Source organism: Bacillus sp. FSL K6-2861 (assembly GCF_038630725.1).
GTDB lineage: Bacteria > Bacillota > Bacilli > Bacillales > Bacillaceae > Bacillus > Bacillus velezensis.
This window is the reverse complement of record NZ_CP152037.1, coordinates 3,989,755-4,011,238: the sequence shown is the minus strand read 5'-3', so window position 1 is coordinate 4,011,238 and position 21,484 is coordinate 3,989,755. Positions and strand designations below refer to the sequence as shown.

Sequence of the window (21,484 nt, the reverse complement as noted above, 5' to 3'; positions counted from 1 at the left end):
AAATAGTTCTTCTTTAAATTAAAACTCTATGTAGCTTTTAAAATGTTTTAAGGCTGGGCTATATATCCCTTTTTTCTTTGTTATTCGTCTTTGGAACTCATGCTTATTTTAGAATAGTATCAAGTGCTTTAGAGTATCTTCCAATGGAGATGATTTTAAATTAGCATGAGTTTCTAACCATTTAGCAAAGGTGTCAATATTTACCAATACCTACTTTAGTCACCCTCTTTTTCAGCCTATTATTTTTCATCTAGCAATAAGGGAGCTAGAATACAGCCCCCTTTCTTGAAATATTACACTACTTTCTACCTCTCCAGTCTTTTTTAGTCAACAGCTTATCTGCAGTCAACTGAATAACTTTTTTATCCTGTAAGATATCCTGAGTTTCTTGGTTAAACATATCAATCATATCAATAGCAATAAATATTTGTTTAGACATTGAATTGTAATGTTCTATAAGCTGCTCAACTGCCTCCTTTTCAATATTTTTGAATAGGAAAGAGTCATGCATAATAAAAGGGATTTCTGTTAGTGATAAGATAGCAAGGTCGAAGATTATCAGGTTAGTGTATGCTTTCCCTGTCCCAGTATTATCAAAAACTTTGTAATCATACTTACTATAAGTTAAAGATATTTCAGGGGCTGTCCTTTTATCTTCATGTATAAAGTCATTTATTTCTTTGAGTTTTGCATTCAAAGAATTGTTAAGCTCTTTAACAATTATTTCCTTTACTTCATCAAGTTCTTTTTGCTTTGATTTAGCTTCTTCCCTTGCAATTAAAAGCTTTTTATAATACTCATTCTCTAGTTTGAGGTTTTTTATCTTAGATGAATATTCAATTAGTGTATCAATAAATACAGTATACTCTTCATCCGGGCTTAATAAGTGGTCTTGCTTTTTAGTTACAACATTAATCTCTTTCTCTAATTCATCTATTCTCAATGATAATTCTTGTTGTGCAGTTTTTAACTCATCACTTAATATGGAGCTGATACCTTTATGGAAAGTTTCTATATTTTGCAATTTTTCAAGATTGACATTTGGAAAGAAATCTAAAAGATTTTCAAATGCTGCATCTGCTGATTTTTTTATAGTTCTAGTTGTCCTATTTAGCCTAGAAACATAATATTCTCTTTCCTCTATGAGTTGTTTTTTTCTTTCCCTTAGTTCAATCATTTCATCAGATATTAGTTCTTGAATATCTCCTGATGGAGTGTATGCATTTTTACCTAACCTCTTAATTTCTTTATCAAGTGATTGTATCTCTTTTATATTTTTCTCAAAATCTTTTTTGTTTATCTTTGGAATTAATTTGTATCTGCCAGCTTTATTTAATACTTGTTTTTTATCTTCTTTTTCTTTTAGCTCTTTATCCTGTAATTCAATAGCATTATACTTGTTAAACAATTTAATTAAGATTGTTATTGCTTGACTAAAAGTTTGTTTATGGTAGCTGTGTAAAGGTTTCTTAACATCATTATTTTCTTTACCCCATACCCTTGAGTAGTTACTAACAATACTTCTAAAGGATAATTTATCTGCATTTAATTCATATAATCTCTTTAAATTCTCTGTATAATCATTCACATCTATGCTGTGTAGCTTTTCATATTTTTCATTACTTTCATATACTATTTTTGGATTTTCAGTACCTCTAACAAAATGGTATTCACTTTTATTAAATATAAAGGTGTATCCAAAATCATGATGTCCTAAGTTTGCTATCATATCACTATTGTGAGAAATATATGTATTACCACCAAAAATAAAATCCAAAATCATAAGTAAAGTTGATTTACCAATAGAATTAGAACCTTTATTATCACCTAATATAACATTTAAGCCCTCATGGAAATAAATACACTCTTCATTAAAAATTGCACTTTTAATCCTTACTAACATATGTAACTACTCCTTTATCAAAATCTACTTTAATTGCATCAAGTATGTATAAAACATCAAGTGAATATACAAACTCATCAATTTCATTAAAGTGATTTTGTGTAGTAAAGAATAATTCTTTTATTGTCATTTCTTTTTCAGATATTTTTTCAAGGATAATTGGCATTTTACCAATTACTGAGTCACTAAACCTAATTACTTTGTTAGGCACTATCATGAGAACACCTCGCAATTCTGAACAAAAAAAGAAACAATAATAGCACAAGCACCTAAATTGCTAGTCCCAGTCTTTTTTGAGAGCCACTCAGTAAGTTGCCCATATATTACTTCTTGAGATGGCTCAATTCTGCTTAGACTGTTATAAAATGCACTTACTTGTGAGGCAATTGCATTAAATGACCTAGGGTATTGGCTATCTAGTTGAGCAAATTGATCTTTAATATAATAATAGTATTCAGTTATTTCATTTCTTATCCTCATTTTTGTTATTCTTGCCAATGTCTCATTTGCTTTTTCATCCAACTTTAAAGCATTCATTTCTAAAGGTTTAAGCTCAGCCTCATTAAATTCTTCTACTAGCATAGAAATTACTTCTTTTATTTCTGATTCAATCTGATAATCAATATATTTTGCTCTTGTCTCACTCTTAGACAATATGTTTTTCTTGATGCTTAATAACAATCTATACTCCATAACAGTTCTAGGATTATCAAATTTTGTATGGCAATCAGTACATAGTGCAATGTAATTTGCTAGGTTGTTTACATCTTCATGTATTTTTTCCTCATTTTTCAATAACTCTATTTCTGCTTTTGAGGGATTGAGTGGATAAATATGTGCACCTTCAAACAATTTATGTTTTTTTCCGCCTTTTTCATACATTAGAGGCTTTGTGCATAATGGACACATATTTTCAACTTCCGCAAGTAGTATTGCATTCTCATTAGGAGTAAGCTTTTTTCTATCAGGCATTTGTTACACCACCTTTATATCTACAGTACAACTTACTTACTATTCTACAAATAAAGATAAATCCCTCCTTTTTTCTACAAGATAAAAAAAACCTAAGGGTATCGGCGCACTGGCGCGGCTAGTTGGTCGAGAGAGATCTTACTACGTCATTTTTCGACAAAACACATATGCCTTCACCAATTAGAGTATAATGAAAATATCTGCAAGAGACAGGAGTTTATACATGAGTCATTTTAAAAACTATCAAATCAGTCATGACATTTTACGAGCACTGGAAGGACTGGGATATACAGAACCGACCGAGGTGCAGCAGAGCGTAATCCCCTCTGCCCTTGAACGAAAAGACCTCGTCGTCAAATCGCAGACGGGCAGCGGCAAAACCGCAGCTTTCGGCATTCCGATCTGCGAGCTTGCGGAATGGGAGGAAAACAAACCGCAGGCGCTGATTTTAACGCCGACCCGCGAGCTTGCGGCGCAGATTAAAGAAGATATCACGAATATCGGCCGTTTCAAACGGATAAAAGCCACGGCGGTTTTCGGAAAAGCTTCTTTTGACAAACAGAAAACCGAACTGAAGCAAAAAAGCCACGTCGTTGCCGGAACGCCGGGGCGTGTGCTTGATCATATAGAAAAAGGGACGCTGCCGCTTGAACGGCTGGCGTATGTGGTGATTGACGAAGCGGATGAAATGCTGAATATGGGATTTATTGAACAGGTGGAAGCCATCATTCAGCATCTGCCGAAAAACAGAGTCACCATGCTGTTTTCAGCGACGCTGCCGGATGACGTCGAGAAGCTGAGCCGCACATATATGAAAGACCCTGAATTGATTGAAGTAAAAGCGGAAGGCCTGACGACGAAAGACATTGAGCATTTTGTCACCAGAACAGAAGAAGAGGACAAAACATCTTTGCTGCGTGATGTCCTGATCACCGAAAACCCGGACAGCTGCATTATATTCTGCCGGACAAAAGAAAGGGTCATTCAGTTAACCGATGAGCTGGACAGGCTGGGCTACCCTTGCGATAAAATTCACGGCGGCATGGTGCAGGAAGACCGCTTTGACGTCATGAATGAATTCAAGCGCGGCGAGTTCCGCTATCTCATTGCGACCGATGTTGCCGCCAGAGGAATTGATATTGAAAACATCAGCCTCGTCATCAATTATGATATTCCGCTTGAAAAAGAAAGCTATGTGCACCGCACCGGCCGAACGGGGCGCGCCGGACACCGCGGACTGGCCGTTACGTTTGTGACGCCTTCTGAATCGCGGTTCCTGAATGACATTGAGACATATATCGGTTTCCGCATCCAAAAGCGGGAGGCGCCGTCCGAGAAAGAAACAGCGGAACGGAAAGCGGCTTTTTCGGAAAAACTGAACGCCCGCCCCGATGTCAAAACAGACAAAAGCGAACAGTTAAACAAAGACATCATGAAGCTGTACTTTAACGGCGGGAAAAAGAAAAAACTCAGAGCGGTCGATTTTGTCGGAACGATTGCGAAAATCGACGGCGTTTCAGCCGATGATATCGGGATTATCACGATTTTGGACAACGCATCGTACGTCGAAATTCTGAACGGCAAAGGCCCGCACGTTCTTGACATCATGAAAAATACGACGGTCAAAGGCAAAAAACTGAAAGTCCATAAAGCCAAGAAATAAAAAAGAAAGCCTGCCGCGCGCAGGCTTTTTTTACGCCGTCTCCTCCGGCACGAACGCAAGGATGGCAATGCCGATCACAAATAACAAAATCAGGCTGAACACGGCGGCTGACGAATTTCCGGTCAGCTGGGCGGTGACGGCAATCAAAAGCGGGCCGATAATCGAAGCGAACTTGCCGAAGATATTATAAAATCCGAAAAACTCATTGGCGTTCTGTTTGGGGACAAGCTTTGCAAAGTAAGAGCGGCTCAGCGCCTGAATACCTCCTTGGGAAGTGGCGACAAGCATAGCCAAAACCCAGAAATCAAAAGCGGAATCCATAAAATAAGCATACGTGCAGACAATCATATACACGCCGATTCCGGCATAAAGCATCGTTTTTCCTTTAAACCGTTCGGCCAGCCGTCCGTACAAAATCGAAAAAGGCGCGGCGACGACCTGAGTGACAAATAAAACAATCAGCAGATTTGCCGCGCTGATGCCGAGGTCAGCCCCGTATGACGTGGACATTGTAATGATGGTGCCGACCCCGTCGATATAGAAGAAATAGGCGAGCAGAAACAAAAACAGCGCCCGGTGCTTCCTGATCTGCTTCAGCGTGCCGGCCAGCCGTTTAAAACTGCTGATTACAAGCCGCGGCTCCCTCTCGATATAATAGCGCTGGCGGACGCGGAGAAGGAGCGGGATCGAAAACAGCCCCCACCATGCCGCCGTAATCAAAAAGGCAATGCGGCCGGCAGCCTGGGCGGACAGCGGAATCACCTCCGCTTGTGCTGAAAGAATCACGGCAATGCTGAGGAGAAAAGGGATCGTACTGCCGATATAGCCCAGCCCAAACCCCCTGGCGGACACCATATTCATCCGCTCCTTTGCGGCCACATCAACGAGAAACGCATCATAAAACACATTAGACCCGGCAAAGCCGATCGTGGAAATCGTATAACAAATTAATAACAGCATCCAAGATTCACCGGGAATCAAAGCCAGCGCGGCGGTGCCCGCCACACCGATCAGAAAAAAGAAGGCAAAAAACCGTTTCTTGCATCCTTTGTAGTCGGCAATCGTTCCTAAGACGGGGCCGAGCATCGCCAAAATAAAAGTCGCGGCGGCAATCGTATAGCCCAAATAAGCGGTGGAATCAGCTGCGCTGACACCGTTTTCCGCCGCCGCGGCTTTAAAAAACAAGGGGAATACCGCCGTCATAATAATGACCGAATAAGCTGAATTGGCCCAATCATACAGCATCCAGCTGCTTTCTTCTTTCGAAAACCGTTTCATCACACACGCTCCTTCCCAAAAACCGGTTCTCTGCATTATATGCGCCGCTGCCTCATCGTTGGACAATGATTTCTGAACGGCGTTTTTTGATTGACCTGGAGATATTGACCTAGTTCAAAAAGGATGTAAAATCAAGGTGTAGCAGGTAAATGGTCAGGCGGGAGGGAGACAGAATTGAAGATTGCGAAAGTCATTAATAATAATGTCGTCAGTGTGCTCAAAGAAGGCAATCAGGAATTGGTTATCATGGGCCGGGGCATTGCTTTTCAAAAGAAAACGGGAGACCCGGTAGATGAAGCCCGCATTGAGAAAGTGTTCACGCTCGATAACAAAGATGTATCCGAAAAGTTCAAAACCCTTTTGTATGATATCCCGATCGAATGTATGGAAGTATCCGAAGAGATTATCAGCTATGCGAAATTACAGCTCGGCAAAAAGCTCAATGACAGCATCTATGTGTCGCTGACCGACCATATTAACTTTGCGATCCAGCGCAATAAAAAAGGGCTGGATATCAAAAATGCCTTACTGTGGGAAACGAAACGGCTGTATAAAGACGAGTTTGCAATCGGCAAACAAGCGTTGGCCATGGTAAAAAACAAGACTGGCGTGTCTCTGCCGGAGGATGAAGCAGGCTTTATTGCGCTGCATATTGTCAATGCCGAGCTGAATGAAGAGATGCCCAATATCATCAACATTACAAAAGTCATGCAAGAGATTTTGAGTATCGTAAAATACCATTTTAAGATTGACTTCAACGAGGAATCACTTCACTATTATCGGTTTGTCACCCACTTAAAGTTTTTCGCGCAGCGTCTTTTTAACGGCACACATATGGAAAGCCAGGACGATTTTTTGCTGGAGACAGTGAAAGAAAAGTACCATCGGGCGTATGAATGCACGAAGAAAATCCAAACATGCATTGAGAGGACGTATGAACACAAGCTCACCAGTGACGAGCTGCTGTATTTAACGATTCACATAGAAAGGGTAGTCAAATAAGCATAATGAAAGCGTTGGCATTTTTTTCTTCATTCACATATGATCTTGTTAGGATTGTTACTGATAAGCAGGCAAAACCTAAATTACAATGAGCGCTGATCATTTCTGTTTGTGCTGATGGTAATTTAGGTTTTTTTTAGATTCATTATTATCATTATTCTGACCGATGTCCCCTTTTAACAGAATCATGTATGATCGATAAAGAAATCGTTGTCAAAGAAAGGGGAATGCCGACATGTTTTATCGTATGAAACGAGTGCTGCTGCTTCTTGTCACTGGATTGTTTTTGAGTTTGTGTGCGATCACTTCTACTGCATCAGCTCAAACAGGCGGATCGTTTTTTGAACCTTTTAACAGCTATAACTCCGGCTTATGGCAAAAAGCAAATGGTTATTCCAATGGAGATATGTTCAACTGCACGTGGCGTGCAAATAATGTATCAATGACGTCATCAGGTGAAATGCGTTTGGCGCTGACAAGCCCGTCTTATAACAAGTTTGACTGCGGGGAGAACCGCTCCGTTCAAACCTATGGCTATGGACTTTATGAAGTCAGAATGAAACCGGCTAAAAACACAGGGATCGTTTCATCGTTCTTCACTTATACAGGTCCAACGGATGGCACTCCTTGGGATGAGATTGATATCGAATTTTTAGGAAAAGACACGACAAAGGTTCAATTTAACTATTATACAAATGGCGCGGGAAACCATGAGAAGGTTGCGGATCTCGGATTTGACGCGGCCAATGCCTATCATACGTATGCGTTCGATTGGCAGCCAAACTCTATTAAATGGTATGTCGATGGGCAATTAAAACATACTGCGACAAGCCAAATCCCGACAAACCCGGGAAAGATCATGATGAACTTGTGGAATGGGATAGGTGTCGATGACTGGCTCGGTTCCTACAATGGTGTAAATCCGCTATACGCTCATTATGACTGGGTGCGCTATACAAAAAAATAATGTACAGAAAAGGATTTCCGCTGGCGGAAATCCTTTTTTAATTAAAACGAAATAATCCCAATCAAAAGCGCCGCAATCGTCATCACAATCGTTGTTCCCACGGCCCATTTGATGGTGAATTTTTGATGATCGCCAAAGCTGACGCCCGCCATTCCGACCAATAGATAGGTGGATGGCACAAGCGGGCTGAGCAGATGCACCGGCTGGCCCAGCAAGGAGGCTCTTCCGATTTCAGCGGCGTCTATTCCGTAAGCGGAAGCGGCTTCGGCGATGATGGGAAGCACACCGAAGTAAAAGGCGTCATTTGACATGAAAAAAGTGAAAGGCATGCTGGCAATCGCAGTGATCAACGGCAGATGCGGGCCCATGGCATCAGGGATGAGGGAAACGAGAGAATGCGCCATCGCATCCACCATTTTTGTGCCGGAGAGAATGCCTGTGAATATGCCTGCCGCAAACACCATTGAGACAACGTTTAACGCATTACCCGCATGCGCTGAAATCCGTTTCTGCTGCTCTTTGACATTTGGATAGTTGATCATCAAGGCGATGGCGAACGCGATCATAAAAAGAACAGGGATGGGAAGCAGGCTGGTGATCAGCGCGGCCATCAGGGCGACAGTGAGCATCAGGTTGAACCATTGGAGAGCGGGACGCTTCAGCGGCGCCGCCTCCGGATCAGAAGACGGCGCGTGTTCAATTGAAATGACACCGAGCCGCTTCCGTTCTTTTTTTCCGAGGAGATAAGCAACGGCGATCACCCAGAGAACGCCGGCAATCATAGCGGGAATCAGCGGCGTAAAGACTTCCGACGTGTCCAATTTCAAGGAAGCCAAAACCCTCGCCGTCGGCCCGCCCCACGGAATAATATTCATGACGCCCGAACCGAGCATCGCGATCCCCGCCAACACCAAACGGTTCATGCCGAGCCGTTTGTAAAGGGGCAGCATTGCCGCAATCGTAATCATATACGTTGTTGTCCCATCTCCGTCCAGCGAAATGGTCATCGTCAGAACCGCTGTGCCGATGGCGATTTTTAACGGATCCCCTTTGACAAGCGATAGAATTTTGGCAATGAGGGGATCAAACAGACCTGAGTCAATCATAATGCCGAAATACAGGATGGCGAATAACAGCATGATCCCGGTAGGAGCGAGGTCTGTAACGCCTTGAATCATCATCTCGCCGAGATCTTTGCCAAATCCGCTGATCAGGGCAAACACAACTGGAACGACAATCAAAGCAATAAGAGCGGAAAGCCGGTTAGACATAATAAGGTACATAAAGACAATCATCATCACAAAACCGAGTATGGCAAGCACGATATGACCTCCCCTGTTCAACAGCTATTTTGGTAAGCGCTTTCACAATTTATTTCTGTGAAAATGGCTTATTTCAAAATGTGTATGACCGCATATGTAAATACAGACCTAAAATCCTAATGAGCGGATCAGCAGTTTATATGAAGAACGCCGCGGGTAAATGTGCTGTAGAATGTTTCGTTTTAAAAGGGGGAACTGACATGAGTGATGATCAAAACAAACGAGTAAATGAACACTCAAAGGACGAACAGCTGGAGCAGTACCGGTCTGATAACAGCGGCAAAAAAATGACGACCAATCAGGGGCTTCGCGTGTCTGAGGATGAACATTCTTTAAAAGCGGGCGTCCGCGGCCCCACGCTGATGGAGGATTTTCATTTTCGTGAAAAAATGACGCACTTTGACCACGAGCGGATTCCGGAACGGGTCGTTCATGCGCGCGGGTACGGCGTTCATGGGCATTTTCAGGTGTACGAACCGATGACGGAATATACACGGGCGAAATTTTTGCAGGACCCGTCCGTCAAAACGCCTGTTTTCGTCCGTTTCTCAACAGTGGCGGGTTCCAAGGGGTCAGCCGACACCGTCCGTGACGCCAGGGGATTTGCGACGAAGTTTTATACTGAAGAAGGGAACTATGACCTCGTCGGAAACAATATTCCGGTGTTCTTCATTCAGGACGCGATCAAATTCCCGGATCTCGTTCACGCCATAAAACCGGAACCGCACAATGAAATGCCGCAGGCTGCGACGGCTCATGATACGTTCTGGGATTTTGTCGCTAATAACCCTGAGTCGGCTCACATGGTCATGTGGACGATGTCTGACCGCGGCATCCCGCGAAGCTATCGGATGATGGAGGGCTTCGGCGTGCATACGTTCCGTTTCATCAACGAGAAAGGAAAAGCGCGCTTTGTAAAATTCCACTGGAAGCCCGTGCTCGGCGTTCATTCCCTCGTATGGGATGAAGCGCAGAAAATTGCCGGGAAAGATGCCGATTTCAACCGCCGCGACCTGTGGGAAACGATTGAAAACGGCGGCAAAGTCGAGTATGAGCTCGGTGTTCAGATGATTGACGAAGAAGATGAATTTAAGTTTGATTTCGATATCCTTGATCCGACGAAGCTGTGGCCGGAGGAGTTGGTTCCCGTCAAGCTGATCGGAAAAATGACCCTTGACCGCAATCAGGACAATGTCTTTGCGGAAACGGAACAGGTCGCCTTTCACCCGGGAAATGTCGTGCCGGGCATTGATTTCACCAATGATCCGCTTCTTCAAGGCCGGCTTTTCTCTTATACGGATACACAGCTCATCCGTCTTGGCGGGCCGAATTTTCACGAGATTCCGATCAACCGGCCGGTCTGCCCGTTCCATAACAACCAATACGACGGCTACCACCGGATGACGATTAATAAGGGTCCCGTCGCCTATCATAAAAATTCCCTGCAGAACAATGATCCGTCGCCGGCTTCAGAAGAAGAAGGCGGATACGTTCATTACCAGGAAAAAGTAGAAGGCAGAAAAATCCGCCAGCGCAGCGAGAGCTTCAATGACTATTTTTCTCAGGCGAAGATGTTCTGGAACAGCATGTCTCCCGCCGAGAAAGAACATATCATCTCCGCGTTCTGTTTTGAAGTCGGAAAAGTGAACAGCAAGGACGTGCAGCAGCAGGTGGTTGATGTCTTCAGTCACGTCGACGCCGGGCTTGCCGAGCGTGTTGCGAAAGGAATCGGCGTGAACCCGCCGCCGAAGGACCGTGAATCTGATGAAACGTTCACTTCCCCGGCCTTAAGCCAGGAAAACACGGTGAAAACGGCAGCGACAAGGCAGGTCGCGGTGTTAACCGACCACGGGTTTTCTGATGAGAAAGTCAAACAAGTGCTTGAGGCATGCAAACAGGCGGGAGTCAGAGCCGATATCATCAGCCCCGCGCTGGGAACCGTCAAGGGGGAAAACGGTACGGAGCTGAAAGCGTCAGCCACTTTCCTGACAGCGGATTCCGTCCTGTACGACGCTGTTTTCATTCCGGGCGGTAAACAAAGCACAGACAGCCTCAAAGCCCAAAAATCGGCCAGAGACTTCGTCAGCGAAGCTTTCAGCCATTACAAAGCGATCGGCGCCTCCGGTGAAGGAAAAGAACTTCTCGCCCTCGCCGCCGGAACCGAAAACAGCCCCGGCCTTGTTCCGGACGGAAACCATGAACAATTTCTGAAGGCCGTGGCTGAGCATCGGCATTGGGACAGAAACATATAAGAATGAAAAAGCGCCTTTTATGAGAGGGGCGCTTTTTCCTTGTGAAAGTGAAATATCTGAACGAAGCATTAATATTGGGAGAAAACGAAAATGGCTTCCGTGCAAATCCGTATCTTCCGCTGTCCGGGACATTCAGACAACAGTTTTAGAGAGTCAGGGCATTGCATTATTTAAAGGGTTCTGACTGATGGTGAAATGATCTTTGGTTTACTTCCGCTCTGTGTTTGTGTATCTTAGGGGTAGATTTTCTGGAGGAGCGAATGATAGTGAAGCCGTTTACCGAAAAACAACTTGAAGAATATTACCGGCGTGACGAAAACATGATGATTTTGGTGTTTGCCCAGTGGTGCGTCAATCATGACCTTGATCCGATGGCCATTTACAGCAAGGCTTATCCCGGACAGCCTTTAAACGAAGAGCTGCGAAAAACGGCTGAAGAGCTTGTCGTGCCGAAGGAGGAATCAGAACCGATTCCTGATCAAACCGTTATCGGTGTTTTGGAGATGTTCGGCAACTCCGATTTGGCGGAAGCCGTTTATGAAGCCATTGCGCAAAGACCTTCACGGTAAAAGAGGCGTGGATTTTCCATGTCTCTTTTTTTCATGGAGAAAATGTGAAAGAAGGCCCAGAAACAATTTCCTGATCCGCGCTGTCTATAGAGTGTAACCCGTTTTCAAAAAGGGAACGGTAATGAAAAGGAGGAGTTATGATGAAAAAGGCATTCAAAACGATGGCGGCCGTGCTCTTAACCGTGCTGACAGCCGCGCCGTTCGGAGGTTTCGCGCCTTCAGCCGAGGCCGCGCAAACCGCAAAGCCCGTTGTCAAAAGCCATACGTATAAGCATGTAAAGCAGCTGACATACCCCGAGGTCACAAATACGGGAAACGCATCTTTTGAAAAGAAAATCAATCAGGACTTCAAGCGCTATATTGAACAATCGTACCAAGAATATGTGAAAAACAAAAAAGACGGTGAAAAACAAGGCTACAAAGCGGAATACCAAACAGATTTCAAGGTGAAGTATAATCAAGACGGCAAGCTCAGCATTCAGACGGAAGACTACAGTTACACAGGCGGCGCACACGGGCTGACATCCGTTCAGACCTTTAATTACGACTTGGCCGCAAAAAAACGGGTCACACTCGATAATGTGCTGAATACAAAAACGAAAGCTAACAAAACGAGAGACTATCTTTACGGCTACATCAAGAAACATGACGATCTGTTCGATCAGGACGTTAAAAAACAGGAGATCATCCTGAATAATGAAAGACCTTTCTTCTTTACGAAAAACGGCATTGCCGTTGTGTTCGGACAATATGATCTCGGGCCGTACGCGGCAGGAATCCGGGACGTTTTCGTACCTGCATCCGTCTATCAATAAAAAAAAGCGATATCACTCCAAAACGGAGCGGTATCGCTTTTTCTATTACCAGACAAACAATCCGACAATCGCCGCGCTCAATAAGGAAACGGCAATTCCGCTGACAAGCAGCTTCCAGACGTTTTTTCCGATGATGGCTGATTTTTCACCATCAAGCAGAGATTGATAAGATCCGTAGATCATACCGATGGTGCTGAAGTTTGCGAATGATGTCAGGAATGTCGTAGCCACGGCAATCGTGTGCGGCGGAAGTGAATTCAGCTGCCCTTTCAGATCGGCCATTGCCACAAATTCATTCGTCGCGAGCTTGATGCCCATCAGCTGTGCGACATACATCGCGTCATGTACACCTAACCCGAGAAGGAAGGCAAACGGACTGAAGATGTATGAGAAAATCTTTTGAATGGTCAACCCGTGCATGAACAGCCCGAGTACGCCGTTTAACGCGGCCGTTAACGCCACATAGCCGATTACCATCGCTAAAATGACAATGACCATGTTCATGCCGACAAGCATACTGTTAGAAATCGTGGAGAAGAAGTCTTTTTTCTCCGCTTTTGAAGGAACGTAAATAATATCATCCTCTTTAGAAACGTCCACGGGATTCAGCATATTGGCGATTAAAAGCGCGTTTAAGCAATTCAGCGGGATGGCTGTAAACACATAAGTGGACGGAACCATCGTCAAGTATGATCCGATGATCGAGCCGCTGATGCTGCTCATGCTCATCAGCCCGAATGTCAAAAGCCGATTGTTGCTGACGGCGGCAAGCTGCTGGCGGATGACGGCTAAAGCTTCCGTATTTCCTAAAAACATCATCTGGATGGAGAAAAAGCTCTCCAGCTTCGGCAGACGGGATATTTTAGAAATCAGCCAGCCGATTTTATCAATGAGCCACGGCAGAATACCGAAATACGACAGCATATCAAAGAAGGTCACGACGAAGATAATCGGCAGCAATGCGCTGAAGAAAAAATCAACCGTCGAATTGGCCATGACAGACGGAAAAGCGAACGCAATCCCTTGACTGGCGCAGGAAATCAGCCATGTAAAGAACGCGCCGATCTTCCCGATGACAAAGCCGCCGACTTTTGTCCCTAACATAAACCAAGTAATCAGAAACTCAAAGACGAGGAGCATGACAATCGGACGCCATTTAATCTTCTTCTTGTTGGGAGAGCATAAGAAAACAACAGCCATGACAACAATGAGACCGACAATGTTCAATAAAAAGTACATGTGAGCAACTCCTATAAGGGTATTATGGAAATAAAAAAAGCTCTTATTCGTCACAAATTCCTGAAAGCCAGAAAGTGTGATAAATAAGAGCCAAAAGAAAAGAATAGACTGACAGCATCATATGCTTTTCACTCGTTCAAATTTATGCAAACTTTCTTGTAGTCTAGTCTTTTACGGCACTAGGTAGAAACAATCAGACCATATTACTGATCATATACAAGAATAACGATATTACATGAGATAGCAGTATTTTATCGTTTCAATTTTTGAAAATCAACCTTTTTAGATATTTTCAAAATAATAAATTTATATTATAAATAAAGAAAATAAAGGATATGCATAAGTAATTGGATAATAAAGGTATAAAAAACCCCTGAAAACCGTTCCGATTCATTGTAAAGACGGGATGCAGCTGATAAAATGGATCTGAGGGCACAGCCTTCAAAAGACGGCAGAAAAGGGGTCATTTTCGTGATCATCCAGTTCATTCGTTACAGATAATGAGAGGTATAGATAAATAGGTTAAACCTTCCAATTTGGCAAGGTTTATTTGTCTATGCCTTTTTCATTTCATCGGAATAACGAATGAATGAGGTGTTTTTTTGACGTCTATAAAAAGAAAACGCGCGGAATTACTGCAATCATGCCAGTCCGTGTTCAGGTGTCCGCTATGCCGGTCGGCCATGGCGGTCTCACAATACCGAAGCTTGATTTGCGGACAGGGGCATACATTTGATATATCAAAACAAGGATATGTGAATTTCCTCAATAAATCGGTCAAAACCCGCTATGACAGGCAACTGTTCGAAGCGAGACGCGAGCTTTTTGACAGCCGGGAATTTTTTGCGCCGGTTCAAAAGGAGATTGCCGCCATCATCACCCATATTCAATCTCCGCAAACATCAGCGGCGATATTGGATGCGGGGTGCGGAGAAGGGTCTCATTTAGCCGCCGTATGCAAATGGCTTCAGCCTGCTTTTTCTGTGACGGGAATCGGCATTGATCTCTCGAAAGAAGGTGTGCTGCATGCCGCAAAGGCCTTCGGGAATCATAGGGTGTTTGCCGTCGCTGATGTGGCGGATGCGCCGTTTGCCGACAGCTGTTTTGATGTCGTGATGTCTGTTTTATCACCTTGGAATTACAAGGAATGCAACAGGCTTTTACGAAAGGGCGGCACAGTCATTAAAGCGGTGCCGCGGCGTGATTATTTGAAGGAAGTAAGGGAATTCTTCTTCGGAGACAGCCCTCGGCGGAATGACACCGCCGATTCTGCGGCCGGACGATTCCAAGCGGGCTTTCAAACCTTTGAGCGCAAACGGCTGTGTTACACAAAGACTTTAGCGCAGCCTGACCTCGAGCGGCTTGTGAAAATGACGCCCTTAACATGGAAATGTACTGATGACAGCATCCGGAGGTTTATCAGCCGGAAAGAGGCTGCTGTCACGATAGATATCGATATTTTAATCGGAACCGGTCCGCTGTAAAACGGAAAAGACACGCTAATCGCGTGTCTTTTTTTTATTTCCAGACTTCACCGGCAATGTTGACGACATGGCGCAGTTTCGCCCATTGCTGTTCTTCTGTGATCAGGTTTCCTTCCTCAGTGGAGGCGAATCCGCATTGCGGGCTGAGGCAAAGCTGATCCAGGCTGACATATTGTGAAGCTTCTTCAATCCGGCGTTTAATCGCGTCCTTGTCTTCAAGTTCGCCGTGTTTCGACGTAATCAAGCCAAGCACAAGCTGAAGATCAGAGCGTTTGACATAACGGAGCGGTTTGAAGCCGCCGGAGCGGGAATCATCATATTCCAGGAACAATCCGTCAAGGTCAAGCCCGTCAAAAATCGTTTCAGCCGCTGCATCATAGCCGCCTTCAGCCGTCCATGTGGATTGGAAGTTGCCGCGGCAGATATGCATCGTAACCTTCAGATCGTCAGGGCGGTCCTTGATGGCGTCATTAATGGAAGCGGCAAACAGCTTGCGCAGCTCATCCGGCGTCGTGCCGAAAGCTTCAATCTGACGAAGCCCCGCTTCTGATAAGAAAACGGCCCATGCGGTGTCATCGAGCTGAAGGTAGCGGCACCCGGCGTCATAGAAAGCTTGAATCGCTTTTTTATACGCTTTTGACACATCGTGCTGAAATTGTTTGTAATCATTCTGGTAGGACGCTTTTTCCAATTTTCCGCGGAAAAACAGCATATTCGGACTTGGGATGGTCATTTTCGGAACAGCATCGCCGGCAATGCTGTGCAGGAATTTATAATCTTCGAGCATCGGATGCTGAGAAAAATCAATGTCTCCCGTTACTTTAATGCCGCGCGCTTTCGTCTGTACGTTGTGAAACTGAATGCCGCTTTCAGGCGTAAACGCTTCGACGCCGTCTAAATTTTCGAGAAAATCAAAATGCCACCAGGCACGGCGGAATTCGCCGTCAGTCACGACATTGAGGCCGGTTTCTTTCTGCTTTTTCACACTGCGGATGATTTCTTTGTTTTCGATTTCGCGCAGCTGTTCTGCCGAAATCTCACCCGCCGCTCTTTGCAGGCGGGCTTGCTTCACAGCCGCCGGCCGCAGCAGGCTTCCGACTTGATCCGCGCGAAACGGCGGGTTTTTTCTTAGAAGCGTATGCAATGGTTGTTCTGTGTTTTGCTGTGACATGAACGATTCCTTCTTTCCTGATGAAATATAAAAAAACTCTTCCCTCGGATAGGGAAGAGCTTGCGTCCGCAAATCTCAACCTTATCTTCAGGATTTAGCACCATTCTGCTGAACAGCGGTTGCCGGGTATCATAGGGCCAGTCCCTCCACCTCTCTTGATAAGGAAATATGCTATTTTTCAGAATAAACTGTATTACTATTAATCTTAGTATGTTTTCTCATATTGTCAATATATTTCGATAAATATTTTTATTTGTCACCCTCAAATAGAATCATATCTATCACAATGGCGATCGCGAGACAAAGAACGATATCCTCTTCCTTTTCAATCTGCAAATGATAGGAATCGCCCCAGCTCATCCATGATTTGGTGACAGTCATCCGGTTTGATTTTCCGTCTGTCACTTGAAAATTCCGGCCCCACACATCGCCGGTAAGATCCCAGCCGAGTCCGGAAATTTCAAATTTCGGTTTGAAAAGCGTGACTTTCTTGATGACTTGGCAGACGGGTTTGCCGCTGACGGAAATCTCGTAACGGGGAACGAACGACATCAGTTTCTGATTGACGCTGGCGTGCGTGCGGCCGTCCAAATCAGTCAGCTTCAGTTCATCACCGAATGAAAACAGCTTTCCTTCAACATTGTAGACTTCTTTTCCGCTTTCAAGAAACACTTGAAAACGATTCTTAAACGTAAACATTCGCTCTTTGATGTAAAAATGGTACATAAAAAAACTCCTTTTTTATGTTGTACGAAAAAAGGAGGCGGTTGGTTTCATATCGGCCGGGTGCATAAAAAAAGGCTGCCGATTTTGCGGCAGCTGTCGTTTTTATGATAGCGGCATCCGGCGTTTTTGACGGATCGCATTTAAATCAATGATGTTATTCGTGTCGGCAGCTGTCACCAGCGGGCTTGTCTTTGGCGTTTTCCGGCGGTTGTCCTTACTGAAAGAGAAAACAAGATACCCTGTCAAAGCAGCAAAAATAAGTAGCATCATTTTACATACCTCCCAAAAAAAGTTTTGGTATTATTATTGTACGAAAAAACAAACGAAAAGTATTCAAACAATTGTCACTTTTTTAAAAAATAACGTCATTTTCCGTAAAAATGACTATGGGTTGAAGAAGTTTTGCTCTTGTTGTGGTTCTATAGATTGTATCGGCTGATGAATGATGATCGTTTATATAACTTTTTTACTATTTTTTGTAAGCATCAAATTAACTACTTCAGTGTTTTCGTTTGCCTTGTGTTATTCAGTACCCTAAAAAATCTTATAATATGCAAAATAACTGCTTCTAACAGATGACTGCAGGATGACAGCGCTTTCTTTATTTTTTTAAAGAAAACGAGATGTTATCTTAAAAAAATCGTTTGAACATTTTCCGCAGTTTTTTAAAAGGGTTTGATTTCGTCTCCAGAATACGCGGGTCTTTTAAGGTTTTTTTCAATTCTTTCGCTACAGTCCCTCTTGCCATAGTCTTCACTCCTTCTTTCCATTTCATACCTTATATACGGAAAGAAAGAAGGAAAGGTTTCATGTGAAAGAAAAAAACCAAAGCAGGGGGCTTTGGTTTTAAGCGCGCTCTTCAAAGAGCCTGGCGATTTCAACAATGACGTTTACCGCCTTTTCCATATGATCGACGGAAATGTATTCATATTTTCCGTGGAAGTTTTGGCCGCCCGTAAAAATGTTCGGTGTCGGCAGCCCCATGTAAGAGAGCTGTGATCCGTCGGTTCCGCCCCGGATCGGTTCGATAATCGGTTCGATGTCGAGGTTTTTCATGGCTTGATAGGCGACATCGACTATCTCTTTGACCGGTTCGATTTTTTCTCTCATGTTGTAATATTGATCACGCAGTTCAAGCTTGATGCTTTCCTTGCCGTATTTGGCCGCCAGCGCATCGGCGGTTTTCTGCATATATTCTTTTCGTTCTGCAAAGCGGTCTCTGTCAAAGTCTCTGATGATGTACGACAGGGCGGCTTCAGAAACGTCTCCGTTCATGGAAAGTAAATGATAGAAGCCTTCATACCCTTCCGTATATTCCGGCGCTTCTTCTTTCGGCAGCGCGTGATGAAATTCCATCGCGATTTTTGAAGCGTTGACCATTTTGTTTTTCGCCGTTCCCGGGTGGACGCTTTTTCCGTAACAAGTAAGCTTTGCGGCTGCTGCGTTAAAGCTTTCATATTGCAGTTCGCCGAGTGGGCCTCCGTCTATCGTGTAGGCGAATGCGGCGTTGAAGCGGCCGACATCGAATTTGTGAGGGCCTCTGCCGATTTCTTCATCGGGCGTGAACGCGACCCGGATCGTTCCGTGTTTGATGTCCGGATGTTTGATCAAGTACGCCATTGCCGTCATGATTTCGGCAATTCCCGCTTTGTTGTCGGCTCCGAGCAGCGTCGTGCCGTCTGTTGTGATCAGCGTCTGGCCTTTATAGCGGGAGAGCTCCGGGAATTGCTCAGGCGACAGGACGACATTGAGTTTGTCATTTAAAACGATATCATGTCCGTCGTAGCTCTCAATAATCTGAGGATTCACATTTTTTCCGGTAAAATCGGTCGCGGTGTCCACGTGAGCCAGAAAACCGACAGTCGGCACGTCTTTATCCGTATTCGCCGGCAGAGTCGCCATGACGTACCCATTGTCATCGACTGTGATTTCTGTCATGCCGATCGACTTTAATTCATCTGCCAGCATGTTGGCCAATGTCAGCTGGCCGGGGGTTGAAGGGCAGTTTTCATTGTTTTCGTCAGACTGTGTATCGACTTTTACATAAGAGGTAAAGCGTTCAATGATTTCATTTTTCATACCGTCATCTCCTTTGTCTTATCTTACCATGCGCGGGGGAGGGATTTCTATTTCACAACCCGTTTGAATCGAGGGCTCTGTGTTTTACACGAATGAAAATAAATTATGAAGAAACGATGACTAAACGATTAAACTTTTTGGAAATGGATGATTGAGGAAGAAAAAACCGATATAATATGGTCAATTCATTCAATAGAGGAGGCTTTCTTCATGGCGATTTTAGTGACAGGCGGAGCGGGTTATATCGGAAGCCACACATGTGTCGAGCTGTTAAACGGCGGCTATGACATCGTGGTTCTGGATAATCTGTCAAATAGTTCACCGGAAGCATTGGAGCGTGTGAAAGACATTACCGGAAAAGGGCTTGTGTTTTATGAGGCGGATCTCCTTGACCGTGATGCCGTTCACCGGGTGTTTGCTGAAAATGAGATTGAAGCCGTCATTCATTTTGCGGGATTAAAAGCCGTCGGTGAGTCTGTGGCTGTTCCGCTCCGTTATTATCATAATAATCTGACGGGAACGTTTATTTTATGTGAAGCCATGCAGGCACACGGTGTGAAAAAAATCGTCTTCAGTTCTTCAGCGACGGTTTACGGCGTTCCGGAAACAACGCCGATCACTGAGGATTTTCCATTAAGCGCGACCAATCCTTACGGGCAGACAAAGCTGATGCTGGAACAGATTTTACGCGATCTGCATAAAGCGGACTCTGAATGGAGCATTGCGCTGCTCCGCTACTTTAATCCGTTCGGCGCGCACCCGAGCGGGCGGATCGGAGAAGACCCGAACGGCATCCCGAATAATTTAATGCCGTACGTCGCACAAGTCGCTGTCGGCAAGCTTGAGCAATTGCAGGTGTTCGGCAATGATTATCCGACAAAGGACGGCACCGGCGTGCGGGATTACATCCATGTCGTTGACCTTGCCGAGGGCCACGTCAGAGCGCTTGAGAAGGTGCTGAACACAACAGGCGCGGATGCCTATAATCTCGGCACGGGAAAAGGCTACAGCGTTCTTGAGATGGTCAAGGCGTTTGAAAAAGTATCAGGAAAAGAAGTGCCGTACCGTTTTGCCGACCGGCGCCCGGGAGACATCGCCGCATGCTTCGCAGACCCGGCAAAAGCGAAGGCTGAATTAGGCTGGGAAGCAAAGCGCGGGCTTGAAGACATGTGCGCCGACTCTTGGAAGTGGCAGTCCTCCAATGTGAACGGGTACCAAAAGGTATAAAAAGAAAGAGACCTTCAAATGGTGAAGGTCTCTTTTATTACGGTCATTATTTAATTTTCACTTCAACATCGTTGCTGAACTTTAATTTCCAAGTGCCTTTAGAGTATGCGTTTTTATCAACTTCAAAAGCTTTTACGTCCGTAACTTTAATGTTCGGGTTCAAGTCACTTAAAATTTTACTGTTGTCTACTTTTGTTTCTGTTGCATAGCTTGAAGAAGCATCAATATCTGAATCATAGGATGTTCCTTTAGAATCTACTAATTTCGCTCTTGGAATGGAGAAAGAGCTTAACGGCTTGTTTGAAACATTTTTAACTGTGTATTGAACAGCTACGATAACGCCGCCGTCAGACGCTTTTTTCTCGACAAATTGAGAGCCTACTGAATCTCTTTTTTCCACTTTCGTAACAGTAACTTCAGTTTTCTCAGTCTTAACAGTGTCACCGATGTTATACAGTTTTTCCTTGGATTCCGCAGCTTTTGAAGACGCGGTTTTAGATGATGAAGATCCGCCTCCGCCGCCGATGTTTACGAGAATGATAATAACCACTACTGCCAGAAGCAATGTGATAATTTTATGTCTCATAAAAAAGTTTCTCTGATCTTTACCGCAGTTTGGGCATTTTTTAACGCCTTTAGCGATTTCTTTGCCGCATGCCTTACAAGACACCAGGTTGCCTGCCATAATATTTCCTCCTATGTAAACTATTTCTTGAAAACTACATACTATAATGCCTGTAAAATAACCTACAGTCAATAATATTTTGAGAAAAAAAGTATTTTAATGATTTTTTAGTCATGTATTTTAGTGCCTT

Annotated in this window: 19 protein-coding genes and 2 riboswitches; of the genes, 8 read left to right on the top strand and 11 right to left on the bottom strand. The window is 44.2% G+C overall.

All coding sequences use genetic code 11. From position 1 onward, the window contains the following. Positions 1–298 precede the first annotated feature (298 nt). Genes NYE62_RS19935 through NYE62_RS19925 form a run of 3 tightly spaced genes read right to left on the bottom strand, consistent with a single transcriptional unit; the run spans position 299 to position 2,875 of the window. On the bottom strand, positions 299–1,903 hold the full coding sequence (locus tag NYE62_RS19935; RefSeq protein WP_136803210.1) for a DUF2326 domain-containing protein: 1,605 nt from the start codon (positions 1,901–1,903) through the stop codon (positions 299–301). Continuing rightward, positions 1,887–2,120: an ABC-three component system middle component 7 gene (locus NYE62_RS19930; protein WP_136803211.1), complete on the bottom strand. Its 234-nt coding sequence runs from the start codon at positions 2,118–2,120 to the stop codon at positions 1,887–1,889. Before NYE62_RS19930 ends, NYE62_RS19935 begins: the two co-directional genes overlap by 17 nt. After that, positions 2,117–2,875, bottom strand: coding sequence for an ABC-three component system protein (locus NYE62_RS19925; protein WP_136803212.1), 759 nt, complete (start codon positions 2,873–2,875; stop codon positions 2,117–2,119). The genes NYE62_RS19930 and NYE62_RS19925 overlap by 4 nt, the downstream gene beginning before the upstream one ends. Before the next feature lie 223 nt (positions 2,876–3,098). Here NYE62_RS19925 and NYE62_RS19920 point away from each other — a divergent pair, with 223 nt between their 5' ends. Continuing rightward, entirely contained in the window at positions 3,099–4,538 is a 1,440-nt protein-coding gene (locus NYE62_RS19920; RefSeq protein WP_342497143.1) for a DEAD/DEAH box helicase, read from the top strand. Between the two features lie 30 nt (positions 4,539–4,568). Here NYE62_RS19920 and NYE62_RS19915 read toward each other — a convergent pair whose 3' ends face one another. After that, positions 4,569–5,819 (bottom strand): MFS transporter, encoded by a 1,251-nt coding sequence (locus NYE62_RS19915; RefSeq protein WP_094032049.1) that lies wholly within the window; start codon positions 5,817–5,819, stop codon positions 4,569–4,571. Positions 5,820–5,990: 171 nt separating this feature from the next. Between NYE62_RS19915 and NYE62_RS19910 the strand changes: the two genes are divergently transcribed. Then, entirely contained in the window at positions 5,991–6,818 is an 828-nt protein-coding gene (locus tag NYE62_RS19910) for a PRD domain-containing protein (protein WP_015418531.1), read from the top strand. 235 nt (positions 6,819–7,053) lie between these two features. Continuing rightward, positions 7,054–7,785 (top strand): glycoside hydrolase family 16 protein, encoded by a 732-nt coding sequence (locus NYE62_RS19905; protein ID WP_007407782.1) that lies wholly within the window; start codon positions 7,054–7,056, stop codon positions 7,783–7,785. 41 nt (positions 7,786–7,826) lie between these two features. On the opposite strand, the gene citH is transcribed toward NYE62_RS19905, so the two are convergent. Beyond that, positions 7,827–9,107, bottom strand: a complete 1,281-nt coding sequence (gene citH / locus NYE62_RS19900) for a citrate transporter CitH (RefSeq protein ID WP_007407781.1) — start codon at positions 9,105–9,107, stop codon at positions 7,827–7,829. Between the two features lie 200 nt (positions 9,108–9,307). On the opposite strand from citH, the gene NYE62_RS19895 reads away from it, so the two are divergent. From NYE62_RS19895 to NYE62_RS19885, 3 genes are all read left to right on the top strand, one after another. Further along, positions 9,308–11,359, top strand: coding sequence for a catalase (locus NYE62_RS19895; RefSeq protein ID WP_342497142.1), 2,052 nt, complete (start codon positions 9,308–9,310; stop codon positions 11,357–11,359). 260 nt (positions 11,360–11,619) lie between these two features. Further along, the gene (locus NYE62_RS19890) at positions 11,620–11,928 is read left to right on the top strand and encodes a hypothetical protein (RefSeq protein ID WP_015418528.1); all 309 of its coding nucleotides are present in this window, start codon (positions 11,620–11,622) and stop codon (positions 11,926–11,928) included. A gap of 140 nt (positions 11,929–12,068) precedes the next feature. Next, entirely contained in the window at positions 12,069–12,743 is a 675-nt protein-coding gene (locus NYE62_RS19885) for a DUF3298 and DUF4163 domain-containing protein (RefSeq protein ID WP_136803217.1), read from the top strand. A gap of 45 nt (positions 12,744–12,788) precedes the next feature. On the opposite strand, the gene NYE62_RS19880 is transcribed toward NYE62_RS19885, so the two are convergent. Next, complete coding sequence (locus tag NYE62_RS19880) at positions 12,789–13,982, bottom strand: NupC/NupG family nucleoside CNT transporter (protein ID WP_136803218.1); 1,194 nt, start codon at positions 13,980–13,982, stop codon at positions 12,789–12,791. A 139-nt stretch (positions 13,983–14,121) separates the two neighbouring features. After that, positions 14,122–14,222, bottom strand: a riboswitch (purine riboswitch). Positions 14,223–14,584: 362 nt separating this feature from the next. On the opposite strand from NYE62_RS19880, the gene NYE62_RS19875 reads away from it, so the two are divergent. Further along, the gene (locus NYE62_RS19875; protein WP_095352529.1) at positions 14,585–15,466 is read left to right on the top strand and encodes a methyltransferase domain-containing protein; all 882 of its coding nucleotides are present in this window, start codon (positions 14,585–14,587) and stop codon (positions 15,464–15,466) included. Between the two features lie 34 nt (positions 15,467–15,500). Here NYE62_RS19875 and NYE62_RS19870 read toward each other — a convergent pair whose 3' ends face one another. From NYE62_RS19870 to pepT, 4 genes are all read right to left on the bottom strand, one after another. Then, positions 15,501–16,637: a 5-methyltetrahydropteroyltriglutamate--homocysteine S-methyltransferase gene (locus NYE62_RS19870; protein ID WP_095352530.1), complete on the bottom strand. Its 1,137-nt coding sequence runs from the start codon at positions 16,635–16,637 to the stop codon at positions 15,501–15,503. Positions 16,638–16,715: 78 nt separating this feature from the next. After that, a riboswitch (SAM riboswitch) is annotated at positions 16,716–16,802 on the bottom strand. An 84-nt stretch (positions 16,803–16,886) separates the two neighbouring features. Continuing rightward, complete coding sequence (locus NYE62_RS19865) at positions 16,887–17,363, bottom strand: LURP-one-related family protein (RefSeq protein ID WP_095352531.1); 477 nt, start codon at positions 17,361–17,363, stop codon at positions 16,887–16,889. Positions 17,364–17,465: 102 nt separating this feature from the next. After that, the gene (locus NYE62_RS19860) at positions 17,466–17,633 is read right to left on the bottom strand and encodes a hypothetical protein (protein ID WP_003150808.1); all 168 of its coding nucleotides are present in this window, start codon (positions 17,631–17,633) and stop codon (positions 17,466–17,468) included. Between the two features lie 576 nt (positions 17,634–18,209). After that, positions 18,210–19,442: a peptidase T gene (pepT, locus tag NYE62_RS19855; RefSeq protein WP_014419238.1), complete on the bottom strand. Its 1,233-nt coding sequence runs from the start codon at positions 19,440–19,442 to the stop codon at positions 18,210–18,212. Between the two features lie 210 nt (positions 19,443–19,652). Here pepT and galE point away from each other — a divergent pair, with 210 nt between their 5' ends. After that, positions 19,653–20,669: a UDP-glucose 4-epimerase GalE gene (gene galE, locus NYE62_RS19850; protein WP_144464770.1), complete on the top strand. Its 1,017-nt coding sequence runs from the start codon at positions 19,653–19,655 to the stop codon at positions 20,667–20,669. A gap of 46 nt (positions 20,670–20,715) precedes the next feature. Here galE and NYE62_RS19845 read toward each other — a convergent pair whose 3' ends face one another. Continuing rightward, positions 20,716–21,255: a DUF4352 domain-containing protein gene (locus NYE62_RS19845; protein ID WP_119834765.1), complete on the bottom strand. Its 540-nt coding sequence runs from the start codon at positions 21,253–21,255 to the stop codon at positions 20,716–20,718. Positions 21,256–21,484: the final 229 nt, after the last annotated feature.